The sequence below is a fragment of the Pseudosulfitobacter sp. SM2401 genome, assembly GCF_042932805.1.
Lineage (GTDB): Bacteria > Pseudomonadota > Alphaproteobacteria > Rhodobacterales > Rhodobacteraceae > Ascidiaceihabitans.
The window spans coordinates 1,879,737-1,891,657 of record NZ_CP170633.1 but is presented as its reverse complement, the minus strand read 5'-3'; the positions used below and the strand labels follow the sequence as shown (position 1 = coordinate 1,891,657).

The 11,921-nt window shown below is 56.2% G+C and carries 10 protein-coding genes; 6 read left to right on the top strand and 4 right to left on the bottom strand.

Annotated features, from left to right (window positions below; translation table 11 throughout):
• Positions 1 to 45: 45 nt before the first annotated feature.
• Positions 46 to 342: a hypothetical protein gene (locus ACFIO0_RS09335; protein WP_390915069.1), complete on the top strand. Its 297-nt coding sequence runs from the start codon at positions 46 to 48 to the stop codon at positions 340 to 342.
• Here ACFIO0_RS09335 and ACFIO0_RS09330 read toward each other — a convergent pair.
• From ACFIO0_RS09330 to ACFIO0_RS09315, 4 genes are all read right to left on the bottom strand, one after another.
• A complete protein-coding gene (locus ACFIO0_RS09330) occupies positions 305 to 817 on the bottom strand; it encodes a polymer-forming cytoskeletal protein (protein ID WP_390915068.1) in 513 nt (170 codons plus the stop codon). The genes ACFIO0_RS09335 and ACFIO0_RS09330 overlap by 38 nt on opposite strands.
• A complete protein-coding gene (locus ACFIO0_RS09325; protein ID WP_390915067.1) occupies positions 807 to 2,135 on the bottom strand; it encodes a DUF5930 domain-containing protein in 1,329 nt (442 codons plus the stop codon). The genes ACFIO0_RS09330 and ACFIO0_RS09325 overlap by 11 nt, the downstream gene beginning before the upstream one ends.
• A gap of 184 nt (positions 2,136 to 2,319) precedes the next feature.
• Positions 2,320 to 3,129, bottom strand: coding sequence for a DUF455 family protein (locus tag ACFIO0_RS09320; RefSeq protein WP_390915066.1), 810 nt, complete (start codon positions 3,127 to 3,129; stop codon positions 2,320 to 2,322).
• A complete protein-coding gene (locus tag ACFIO0_RS09315; RefSeq protein WP_390915065.1) occupies positions 3,129 to 3,590 on the bottom strand; it encodes a redoxin domain-containing protein in 462 nt (153 codons plus the stop codon). Before ACFIO0_RS09315 ends, ACFIO0_RS09320 begins: the two co-directional genes overlap by 1 nt.
• A gap of 141 nt (positions 3,591 to 3,731) precedes the next feature.
• Here ACFIO0_RS09315 and ACFIO0_RS09310 point away from each other — a divergent pair, with 141 nt between their 5' ends.
• The 5 genes from ACFIO0_RS09310 to lpdA all read left to right on the top strand — a co-directional run bounded on the left by ACFIO0_RS09310 (position 3,732) and on the right by lpdA (position 11,912).
• Entirely contained in the window at positions 3,732 to 7,157 is a 3,426-nt protein-coding gene (locus tag ACFIO0_RS09310) for an AsmA-like C-terminal region-containing protein (protein WP_390915064.1), read from the top strand.
• 21 nt (positions 7,158 to 7,178) lie between these two features.
• Positions 7,179 to 8,237: a tRNA preQ1(34) S-adenosylmethionine ribosyltransferase-isomerase QueA gene (gene queA, locus ACFIO0_RS09305; protein ID WP_390915063.1), complete on the top strand. Its 1,059-nt coding sequence runs from the start codon at positions 7,179 to 7,181 to the stop codon at positions 8,235 to 8,237.
• A 126-nt stretch (positions 8,238 to 8,363) separates the two neighbouring features.
• Positions 8,364 to 9,641, top strand: a complete 1,278-nt coding sequence (locus ACFIO0_RS09300; RefSeq protein ID WP_390915062.1) for an MFS transporter — start codon at positions 8,364 to 8,366, stop codon at positions 9,639 to 9,641.
• 114 nt (positions 9,642 to 9,755) lie between these two features.
• The gene (locus ACFIO0_RS09295; RefSeq protein ID WP_390915312.1) at positions 9,756 to 10,334 is read left to right on the top strand and encodes a DUF924 family protein; all 579 of its coding nucleotides are present in this window, start codon (positions 9,756 to 9,758) and stop codon (positions 10,332 to 10,334) included.
• A gap of 183 nt (positions 10,335 to 10,517) precedes the next feature.
• Positions 10,518 to 11,912: a dihydrolipoyl dehydrogenase gene (lpdA, locus tag ACFIO0_RS09290; RefSeq protein ID WP_390915061.1), complete on the top strand. Its 1,395-nt coding sequence runs from the start codon at positions 10,518 to 10,520 to the stop codon at positions 11,910 to 11,912.
• Positions 11,913 to 11,921 lie beyond the last annotated feature (9 nt).

The following is an 11,921-nucleotide window of genomic DNA, read 5'->3' as shown; positions in this document are numbered from 1 at the left end:
CATCTAAATCACTCATTGCTGTGGAATACTGAGCGTTCACGAGCCATGCAAAAAAGCGAACCTGACACGCAATGCGCAGGTTCTATTTGGCTAGGGTGTCCTGGCATTCAGGACTTAGCGGTTTCCCGCAATCGTAAACATAAAAACTCCATTGCCCGGCTGTATTGCCAAGCATGCTGTCTGGATAACAGCGGCGGGCTTGAGCTGCAAGTGGGGGCGGCTGGCGAGATTGTTCCTGGCGCGAATATCAAAAAAGGCACCGCAGTTTCCCGCGATGCCTTTCTGAATTTCTATTGTGAGACGCTTAGCCTTGCTGAGGCTTTGGCGCTGCTGCTGGAATAGGCTTGGAAGAGCCTGTGTTCAGCGGGTCGTCCTGACGTTGCACGGAGCCTTCGAAATGGGCACCGGATTCAATCGCGATGGTCTTGTGAATGATGTCACCCTCGACCCGCGCAGTTGATGTCAGACGGACCTTCAGGCCACGCACACGGCCAACGATACGGCCGTTGATCACAACGTCATCGGCAATCACTTCGCCTTTGATTGTTGCGGTCTCACCGATGGTCAGCAGGTGCGCGCGAATGTCGCCCTCTACTGTGCCTTCGACTTGGATGTCGCCGGTTGTCTTCATGTTGCCTGTGACGTGCAGGTCAGTGGACAGCACTGAGGCAGCAGGCTTGGCCTTGGGGGCGCTTGCCTTGAATTCGTTGGGTTTAGGGGCGGAGGTTGCTGCCGCTGGGGCTGCAGGTGCCGCTGGTTTTGATGGCGCCGCGTCGTCTTTGGGGCCAGGTTCGTTGATTTTGCTCTTAGAAAACATCGTTTGCAGCCTTGATATAGATCATTGGATTCACAGCTTTACCACCTACACGCACTTCGTAATGGAGATGGACACCGGTAACGCGTCCTGAGGCTCCCATATCACCAATGCGTTGTCCACGCGATACCCTTTGACCAACTTTTACGCGAAGTTTGCTCATGTGGGCGTAGCGTGTTTCGATGCCAAATTCATGCTGTATCTTAACCAGACGTCCATATCCTGAGGACCATCCGGAGTGAGTCACAACACCGTCCGCTGTGGCATACAGCGGGGTGCCATTCGCGGCGGCGAAATCGACGCCTTTGTGCATACGACGCCCGCCGGTTTTCGGGTCACGTCGCGGGCCAAATTTCGAAGTAAAGCGGAACGCGTCCTTCACAGGATTCGCAAACGGCGCTTTTTGCGCGGCGATCCGGTAAAGGTTCAAGCGGTCCATTTGGTCCAACAAACGGTTGGCACGCAGCGTGTCGGCCGTCGGTTCCTGACCACGGGTCGAGAACGACAGCGGCGTCAGCGGGCCACCTTGACCTGAATAACCACGGCGCACCTGTTCGATAATCCGGTCGGTAGGCATGCCAGCGGCGCGGAACATTTTATCAAGCGGGGCGACAGAGACTGTCATCGCGTCTTCCAACTGGCGGAAAATTGCGTCGTTTTGTTCTTTCATGACCGAGATTTGCTGCGCCATTTCGTCGGCGGCCAACAGGGCGTCTTGGGAATCCAGAATGACCTGATCGCGTTCGGCAGCGGTTTTGGCCAAGGCTTCGGCGACAAACCCCATCGAGGCACCCGCACCAGCACTGGCCAGCGCGGTTCCGGCACCACCATTCAGCTGTTCCTGGGCATCAGCCAGTTTGCTGCGCGCAGCCTCACGATCTTTCATCGTGCCACGCAAGGTCGATTGGATCACCTCGATACCGGTTTCCAGCTCGCGACGGCGGGTTTCGGAATCCAGCAGTTCGGATTGCATCACGGAAATCTGGGCGAGGGCGGCGTTAAACCGGTTTTGGGCGGCGACAGCTTCGGTCGCACGGCTGTCACGTTGCGAAGACAATTCATTCAGGCGCGCCTGATAGTTGTTTTGATCGCGTTTCGCTTGTTCGCGGAAATTGCCCGACCCGATGCTGTCCATCAGGATGATGGCTGTCGCAACAATAGCCCATGCAACCAACAGCGCACCACCCGCATAGGCGATCAGCTGGGTGCCCGGACGCAGGCGAATAAATCGTGTGTCAGTGTCTGATTTAAGAAAGACACGACGTTCTGGAAAATAGCGTTCCAGAACAATATGCAGTTTTGCTCCTAGACGTGTTCGCACGCAGCGTACCCTTTTCCCATCCCACTCATCACGACGCAGTCAAAGCCCGCGCGCGCATAAGATATTGGAATAGACAGTGGGGCGGCATCGGGCAACCCTCTTGATCACCCGATTCGAATCCCTAGGCGGGATTGTGGCATATTGGCAAAAAACCGCCTATTCAAAAGGGCTTGTGCGCTACCTCTCAGGTTGAAACAGCAAGCGGCCAATAGAAATCCGGGGGGATACCGGCCTCGGCCCGTTTTTCCTCGTTGAAGGGCGGCTTCAGCGCACCGTGAAAATACGTCTGGACCAATTCGTGAAAGGCTTGTTTCGGGTCAAGATCGTTGCGCCCGCACAAAAAGTGAAACCACTTTGATCCATAGGCCACATGCGCGACCTCTTCTGAGTAGATGGTTTCAAGTGCGGCGACGGCACTGGTTGCTTTGGCCTGTTTGAACAGGCGGATCATGTTGGGTGTCACGTCTAGCCCGCGGGCCTCAAGAACCATCGGCACTACAGCCAAGCGCCCCATGAAATCATCCGCCGTATCCTCGGCTGCGCGCCACATGCCGGCGTGGGCAGGAAGCGCCCCATAGTGACTGCCAACTTCCTCAAGACAGTCTGCCATCAGGTTGAAATGTTTGGATTCTTCATCTGCAGCTTTCACCCAATCGTCGTAGTATCCCATCGGCATTTTGACGTGGGCAAAGCGCGGAATGATGTCCCAATGCAGGTCCACCGCGTTCAACTCGATATGCGCGACCGCATGCAGCAACGCGATGCGCCCCTCAGGGGTGCCAGGCTTGCGATGTGGCACATCACGCGGCGACAGCAATTCAGGTTTTTCAGGGCGCGCAGGCTGCATCGGTGGATCCGCGCGGCCAATCCCGGGCGTTTCGCCACGGGCGCGGGCGGCTTGCCACTCCGCCGCGTACTTGCGCGACAACGCCGTTTTCTCGCGACCATCCGCCGTCGTTAAAACATTCACCGCCATTTGCGCCAGTGGCAACATCACAGCGCCTTTACAGCCGTAAGAACCGCCTCGGCGTGGCCCGGCACCTTAACCTTTGGCCAAATCTGCGCGATCACACCGTCCGCACCAATCAAAACAGTTGTCCGCTCAATTCCCATGTAGACCTTGCCGTACATGTTCTTTTCTTTCCAAACGCCGTAATCTTCGCACACAGTTCCATGTTCATCCGACAGCAACGGCACCGTCAAATCATGTTTGGTGGTGAACTTCCCGTGTTTTGCGACACTGTCCTTTGAGACCCCGAACACCAGCGCGCCTGCATCGGCAAACTCTTGCAAGTGCTCGGAAAATGCGATGGATTCCTTGGTGCAGCCCGGCGTATCATCGCGCGGATAGAAAAAAAGAACCACAGCGTGCCCTTTGAGGGCCGACAGGGTCACATCTTCGCCCGTCGTTTGCGGCAATGTGAAATCAGGGGCAGGGGCAGAGACTTCGATCATAAGAACCTCATGAGGAAATGTGTTTGTGTGATGGGATTTTCACGATTTCGTCGTAAACGTGGCGCACCCGTATGTGAATGGGCAATTTAGGGCTAACGTCCCAACAATAAAGCCAAAGAGAAAGCAGACACGACCAAAAACATGGCGACCCCGACCGAAATTCAGGCCGACACACCCGTCGACCCTATTGGGATCAAACCCAAACGGCGTCTTTTGCGCCGCTTTTGTGCGTGGTTGCTAAGCGGGATCATGGGGGTGGCAATTGTCATCGGTCTTTGCGTGATTGCGGTGACGGGTCAGACGCTGACTGCGCCAGATTGGGCGCGGGCGCGCATCGAACAGCGCGCCGCTGAGGCATTGCCGGGCATGAACCTGCAATTTGGCGATGTGCAATTTACGCTGCGCGATGGCTGGCAGCCACACGTGCGCCTGCAAAACGTCAATCTGTTGGATGACCAAGGCGCAAACATGTTGTCGTTCTCGGAATTTGAGGCGGACCTGTCCAAACGCGCGCTCTTTCAGGGTCAAGCCAAGCTGAAAACGATGCTACTGACCGGCGTTGTCGTGTCGATGCAGCGCGAAAAAGACGGTCAGATCATCCTGCGCGGCGGCACTGAACTGAGCAGCTCTGAGCAGAATTTTATCAGCCTGCCGGACTTGATTGAACGATTGGATGCGGCCTTTGAAACGCCGGCGCTTGGCAATTTCAGATCTGCGGACATTCAGGCGCTGACCTTGCAATTCGAGGACGTGCGCACCGAACAAGCCTGGGTGGTCGACGGGGGCCGGCTGCGTCTGAACCGCGATGGTGAGGAACTGCGACTGTCCGCGGATCTTGCTGTGCTTAGCGGGGGGGCGGGCGTGGCCACTGTTGAGGCGAATTACACCAGCCAGATCGGTGATGCGGCGGCTGAATTCGGGATCAACATTGCCGATGTTGCCGCCAAAGACATTGCGGCCCAAAGCCTGGCTTTGGCGTGGCTTGATGTGCTGCGCGCCCCGATTTCGGGGGCTTTGCGCGGCGGCGTTGACAGCGATGGCACCCTTGCACCGCTCAGTGCGACGTTGCAAATCGGGGCCGGTGTGGTGCAACCGACGCAAGCAACAAAACCGATCCCGTTTCAATCCGCGCGCAGTTACTTTACCTACGATGCGGCATCCCAGACGATTGATTTTGCAGAGGTTTTTGTCAAAAGCGAATGGATCACCACCCGCGCCGAAGGACAGGCATTTCTGGGGGGGCTCGACAGCGGCAAGCTAAGTGATTTGACGGGCCAGTTTGAATTGACCGGCCTTGGTATCAATCCCAGCAACCTGTACGAAGAGCCACGCCAACTTGACGGTGCTGACATGGATTTTCAGCTGCAACTGGACCCGTTTGTGCTGCGCGTCGGCCAAATGCTGATCTACGACCAAGGGCAAACCATGCGCTTTGGTGGTGATGTGCGTGCGGCCCCCGAAGGCTGGCGTTTCGCCGTTGACGGTCAGATCGACACGCTGGCACCCGAACGACTTTTGCAGCTGTGGCCGGATCGTTTTGCAAGCGGCACGCGCAACTGGATCGACATGAATATTCTGGCTGGATCATTGCACAATGCAGAGGTTGCGCTGCGCAAAACGCCCAACACTCCGGTCAGCGCATTCTTCAGTTTCGATTATGCGGATGCCACCGTGCGACTGATCAAAACCATGCCGCCTGTCACCAAGGCGCGCGGGCAGGCGAGCATGTTGGACAACCGCTTTGTTGTGGCCGTGGATGGTGGGCGCATTGTGGCCCCGCAAGGTGGTGCGATTGATGTGGCGGGATCGACGTTCAGCATTCCCGATATCACGGTCAAAGGTGGTGCCCCCAGCGTAGCGCGCCTGCGATCCGACAGCACAGTTACCGCTGCTTTGTCGCTTTTGAATCAGGAAAAGCTGGAAATCATGGACAAAGCCGGGCTCGACGTTGCGCTGGCTGACGGGCGCGCGGTTCTGACCGGCACATTGGCGCTGCCCTTGAAAAAGCAGATCGCGCGCGACGAGATCGAATACGACGTGCAGGGCGAATTGCGCGCCGTGCGCACGTCAGCGCTGGTGCCGGGCAAAACCCTGGCCTCGGATGTTTTACAAGTTCAAGCCTCAAACTCCGGCGTGAAAATCGGTGGCCAAGGGCGCATCGGGCAGTTGCCATTTGACGCGACATGGGCACAAGACATCGGCACAACCGCGTCCGGAAACAGCGTTGTACGCGGCACAGTCGAGCTGTCGGAACGCACGATTGATGAATTCAACATCGGCCTGCCAACAGGATTTATTACCGGTTCCGGTCGCGGCGACGTGACGGTCGAGTTGCCCAAAGACGGGCCGCCAAAATTGACGCTGGCCTCGAATTTGCGCGGCTTACAGATGCGATTTGCGCCGCTAGGCTGGTCCAAAAACGCCAATCAAGTCGGGTCTCTAAAGTTAACGGCGCGCCTTGGTGGTGCGGTCACGGTTGATGAGATGACGTTGGATGCGGCCGGCCTAAAGGCGCGCGGAAACATCACAACCACGGCGGCTGGCGGGCTAGAGCGTGCGACGTTTGGTCGTGTGCAAGTTGGCAATTGGCTGGACGCACCAGTGACCTTGGTCGGGCGTGGAAAAGGGGCGGCACCCGCGATCGAAGTTTCCGGTGGTACGCTAGATCTACGCCGCGCGGAATTCGGGGCCGGTGGGTCGGCTGGTGGCAATGCTGAGGCCGGTGGGCCGATGCGCATCCGTCTGGACAGGTTGCAAATCACCGACACGTTGGCGCTGAACAACATGCGCGGCGAATTCACTACAAAATCGGGGCTGGACGGCTCTTTTAGTGGCGCGCTGAATGGCGGCACGCAAGTGTCAGGCCGCGTGTTGCCCCAAAACGGGCGCAGCGCTGTGCGCATCACCTCTCAGGACGCGGGCGGCATTTTTGCCTCTGCCGGATTGCTGAAACAGGCGCGCGGTGGTGCCTTGTCGCTGACCCTTTTGCCCGTCGGCAAAGACGGCGCGTTCGACGGCAAACTTAACGTGCAAGACACCCGTATCAAAGACGCGCCCGCGATTGCGGCCTTGTTGAACGCGCTCAGCATCGTCGGCTTGCTTGAACAAATGGGTGGTTCTGGCATCCACTTTAACGAGGTCGAAGCCGCCTTTCGATTGACCCCCTCGACGATGACTTTGACCGAAGCAAGTGCTGTCGGCCCCTCGATGGGCATTTCGATGGATGGGATTTATTCGGTCGATCAGGGGACGGTGAACATGCAAGGAGTGATTTCTCCGATCTACCTGCTGAACGGCATCGGCAGCATTCTGACGCGCAAAGGCGAAGGGTTGATCGGTTTCAACTATTCACTGACGGGGGCTGCGAAAAATCCGACCGTGCGGGTCAATCCGCTGTCCGCTCTTACACCGGGGATGTTTCGTGATTTGTTCCGCGCGCCAGCACCGAAATTGCCCGCAACAGCGGATGGGATTGCCACACCCACAGCACCCAAAGCACTGCTGCCCGAAGCCAGCGAAACCCCGGAACCCAAAATCCGGCAAAACAGCAATGTTGAAGATCGCTAAGCAGGCAGGTATGGCGCGGGCATGCAGTTATCCGACTTTGATTTTGACCTCTCCGACGATCTGATCGCAACCCGCCCCGCGGTGCCGCGCACGTCCGCGCGTTTGCTGGTGGCACAAGGCGATACGATCACCGACAACCACGTGCACGATTTGCCCGATTGGTTGCGCGCAGGCGACCGTTTGGTGCTGAACAACACCAAAGTTATTCCCGCTCGTTTGTCCGGCACACGGGCGCGCACATCGGCCCAAGGCGACACCACAGCACGCATCGAAGTGACCCTGCTGGAACCCCAAGCAAACGGCACGTGGGCCGCCTTGTTGAAGCCGTTGAAAAAGGTGAAACTGGGCGAGGAAATCGTGTTTTCCCCCGATCTGTCCGCGACCTTGGAACACGTCCAAGACGGGCAGGCGCATTTGCAATTTAACGTCAAAGGCGATGCGTTCGATAACGCTTTGGCTGCCGCAGGTGCGATGCCTTTGCCACCCTACATTGCCGCAAAACGACCTGCGGACGCTCAGGATCACATCGACTACCAAACTGTTTTTGCACAACATTCTGGCGCTGTTGCCGCGCCTACAGCCTCCCTACACTTTGACCAGAAATTGTTGGAACAACTTGCAGCCATGGGCGTGACCTTTACCGAGGTTACTCTGCACGTCGGCGCGGGTACATTCCTCCCGGTCAAGGTCGACGACGTGCTAAGCCACAAAATGCACGCCGAATGGGGCCGTGTCAGCGCGCATGCGGCCACAGAAATCCAAGCCACCAAAACTGCCGGCGGGCGCATCATTCCTGTGGGCACAACAGCGTTGCGATTGATTGAAACCGCTGCGCGCTCGGGCGTGATCACTGCGTGGGAAGGGGACACGGACATTTTTATTTATCCAGGGTTCGAATTCCACGTGGCCGACGCGCTAATGACCAATTTCCATTTGCCGAAATCGACGCTGATGATGTTGGTGTCTGCCTTGATGGGGCAACAGGAAATCCGCGACATCTATGCCCATGCGATTGACGAAAAATACAGGTTTTTCAGTTATGGAGATTCGTCGCTGCTGATCCCAAATCGATCACGGTAGGCGAATTCGACCGATAAAATGTCGCGCATGGTGCGGACGTGGGCGCGGCGTTATGAGACGACAAAGACAATAGCCGACCCGCTGATTCCATCAAAACCACCCCCAGATTAAACGACGGAGCATGTCATGATTCAGGTACTTTCCAGCGCGTGGGCGTTGCTGTTCGGGATGGGGCTGTTGATGGTTGCCAACGGCATGCAAGGCACGCTTTTGGCGGTGCGCGGCCAGATCGAAGGGTTTGGCACATTCGAAATGTCATTGGTGATGTCGGCGTATTTTGTCGGTTTCTTGGGCGGCTCGCGGACGGCTCCTCGGATGATCCGGCGCGTTGGTCACGTTCGGGTTTTTGCAGCGCTGGCCTCGCTTATTTCCGCCGTCATGATTTTGTATCCGACGATCACAGACCCTTGGGTTTGGATGATGGGCCGGGTTCTGATCGGGTTTTGTTTTTCTGCCGTTTACGTCACCGCAGAAAGCTGGCTGAACGACGCGGCCAGCAATGAAAACCGCGGCCAAGCGCTGTCTCTCTATATGATTGTGCAAACCGGCGGCATCGTGATTGCGCAGGTGTTGATGGTCACGGCAGACCCCTCCGGCTACGTGCTTTTTGTGATCCCGTCGATCCTTGTTAGTCTCGCAATTACGCCAATTTTGTTATCGATCAGTCCGACACCGGCTTTTGACACCACCAAACCCATGAGCCTGCGTGCGCTGTTCAATGTGTCCCCATTGGGCTGCATCGGGATGTTTTTGCTTGGAGGCGTGTTTTCTGCGCAGTTTGGCATGTCGTCGGTCTATGGCGCGTTGATCGGGCTGTCGGTTGGGCAAATTTCGACTTTTGTGGCGATGTTTTTTGTCGGTGCAATGCTGCTGCAATACCCGATCGGGTGGGTGTCTGACCGGTTTGACCGTCGCGCTTTGGTTGTTGTGACTGCGGCAATTGGCGTGGTCGGCGCGCTGATCGGTTATTTTTCGGGCGGCAGCTTTAACATGATCCTGGCGTCTGCCTTTGTGATGGGCGGCGTTTCAAATCCGCTGTATTCGCTGCTGCTTGCGCACACCAACGACTATCTGGACCACGATGATATGGCTGCGGCGTCCGGTGGTTTGATTTTTATTAACGGGCTCGGGGCAATTTCCGGCCCTCTGATCACAGGCTGGATGATGGGGCAATTCGGACCATCCGGTTTCTACATTTTCATCGCAGTGCTGAACGCGGTTTTGGTGATTTATGCGACCTACCGCGCCACCCAGCGTTCCACAATCGCGATCGAAGACACCGGCGCGTACGTCTATATGACGCAATCTGCGACCCCGGTGGCTATGGAAATTGCGCAGGAATATGCGATCGAAACCGAACTTGAATCCGAGTTGGAGGATGAAAGCGACACACCCGGCGCATAATGTGACGCAACTGTCGTAATTCGTGACTGGAGATTGGATTAACCTCAGGTAACAGTAGGGTAACAGCTCGTGTAAAGTGGAGAGTGCACAATGGTTGCGATGACGGCAGAGACACTGGTAAGCCCCGAGGAAGTCTTAGAGTTTTGGTTGGATGAGTGTAGTCCATCTGATTGGTACATGCAGGACGATGCGGTTGATAAAAAGATTAGCGACACGTTTCTAGATACATGGAAAGCTGCCGCAACTGGCAAATTCTCACTCTGGTTAACCTACCCGAACGGGGCCTTGGCCTACATCATTTTGACAGACCAGTTTTCGCGCAACATGTTCCGCGACAGTGGCGATGCGTTTTCAACGGACCGCGCCGCCCTCGCAGCGGCAAAATCTGCCATCGACAAAGGCTGGGACATGCGCATCGACGAACCCGCCCGCCAGTTTTTCTACATGCCGCTGATGCATTCCGAAAACTTGTGTGATCAGGATCGCTGCGTGCGCCTGATGTGTGACCGCTTGGCCTCGGACTCTAGCAATCTGCTACATGCGCGCGCGCATCGCCAAGTGATCCGCCAATTTGGCCGTTTCCCGTATCGCAACGCAGCCCTTGGGCGTAAATCGACACAGGCTGAACTGGATTACATTGCTGCTGGTGGCTACGGCTATACCGTTCGGGACATGCAGGCCAAAGCAGCTTGATCCATAAACTATCCTCAATTTGAACTGTTTGGCGGTTTGTGCGTTTGCATAGCCGCCAAAATCATGCGTTGATTGCGCAGATAAAACGGTGTCCAAATGTCGCGCACGGCTGTAATTGCGCTGCATGGAAATTTAGTTTAATGGTAAACTACTTTTGAAACACCACTGCGCGAGGGCTAAATAATGGCGTCGAAATCCTTTGATTTGATTGTAATCGGGGCAGGGCCGGGTGGCTATGTTGCCGCTATTCGCGGCGCTCAGCTTGGCATGAACGTGGCCATCGTTGAACGTGAACATCTAGGCGGCATTTGCCTCAACTGGGGTTGTATCCCGACCAAAGCGATGCTGCGATCCTCAGAGGTGTTCCATTTGATGCACCGCGCCAAGGAATTTGGCCTCAGCGCTGACAACATTAACTACGATCTGGACGCCGTTGTGAAACGCTCGCGTCAAGTCGCAGGGCAGTTATCAGGCGGCATTGGTCATTTGATGAAAAAGAACAAAGTGACCGTGTTCATGGGCGCGGCCTCAATCCCTGCCAAAGGCAAAGTAACGGTAAAGACCGACAAAGGTACCGAGGAATTGACCGCCAAGAACATCGTGTTGGCAACCGGCGCACGTGCCCGCGAGTTGCCGGGGCTCGAGGCGGACGGCGATTTGGTTTGGACCTACAAACACGCGCTGACCCCGCCTCGCATGCCTAAAAAGCTGCTGGTGATCGGCTCTGGTGCCATCGGAATCGAATTCGCGAGTTTCTATAACACGCTGGGCGCCGACACGACTGTGGTCGAAGTCATGGACCGCGTGTTGCCTGTTGAAGATGCAGAAATTAGCGCCTTCGCCAAGAAATCTTTCGAAAAACAAGGCATGAAAATCATGCAAAAAGCGATGGTCAAACAGCTTGACCGCGCCAAAGGTAAAGTCACCGCACATATCGAAAAAGATGGTAAAATTGAAAGAATGGACTTTGATACGGTCATTTCTGCCGTCGGAATTGTTGGAAATGTAGAAGGACTGGGGCTCGAGGAATTGGGTGTCAAATTGGATCGCACGCATGTTGTAACGGATGAATTCTGTCGCACAGGCGTCGACGGGTTGTATGCCATCGGCGACATCGCCGGGGCCCCGTGGCTCGCGCACAAAGCCAGCCACGAAGGCGTCATGGTCGCCGATTTGATCGCCGGAAAACATGCACACCCAGTCAAACCGGAAACCATCGCCGGCTGCACCTATTGCCACCCCCAAGTCGCGTCCGTGGGCTACACGGAAGCCCGCGCGAAAGAGCTTGGGTACGACATCAAAGTCGGTCGTTTCCCGTTTATAGGCAACGGCAAGGCCATCGCTTTGGGCGAACCCGAAGGGCTGGTTAAAACCATCTTTGATGCCAAAACCGGCGAACTTTTGGGCGCGCACATGATCGGGGCCGAGGTCACTGAACTGATCCAAGGCTATGTTGTGGGCCGCCAGCTCGAGACAACAGAAGAAGATCTGATGAACACGGTCTTTCCGCATCCGACGCTTTCTGAAATGATGCACGAAAGCGTTCTGGATGCTTACGATCGTGTGATTCACATGTGATCGGTTCGG

Coding starts and splice junctions, on each gene's coding strand:
- ACFIO0_RS09310 (WP_390915064.1), top strand. CDS start 3,732: ATGGCGACCCCGACCGAAATTCAGGCCGACACACCCGTCGACCCTATT.
- lpdA (WP_390915061.1), top strand. CDS start 10,518: ATGGCGTCGAAATCCTTTGATTTGATTGTAATCGGGGCAGGGCCGGGT.
- ACFIO0_RS09335 (WP_390915069.1), top strand. CDS start 46: ATGCAAAAAAGCGAACCTGACACGCAATGCGCAGGTTCTATTTGGCTA.
- queA (WP_390915063.1), top strand. CDS start 7,179: ATGCAGTTATCCGACTTTGATTTTGACCTCTCCGACGATCTGATCGCA.
- ACFIO0_RS09315 (WP_390915065.1), bottom strand. CDS start 3,590: ATGATCGAAGTCTCTGCCCCTGCCCCTGATTTCACATTGCCGCAAACG.
- ACFIO0_RS09300 (WP_390915062.1), top strand. CDS start 8,364: ATGATTCAGGTACTTTCCAGCGCGTGGGCGTTGCTGTTCGGGATGGGG.
- ACFIO0_RS09330 (WP_390915068.1), bottom strand. CDS start 817: ATGTTTTCTAAGAGCAAAATCAACGAACCTGGCCCCAAAGACGACGCG.
- ACFIO0_RS09320 (WP_390915066.1), bottom strand. CDS start 3,129: ATGTTGCCACTGGCGCAAATGGCGGTGAATGTTTTAACGACGGCGGAT.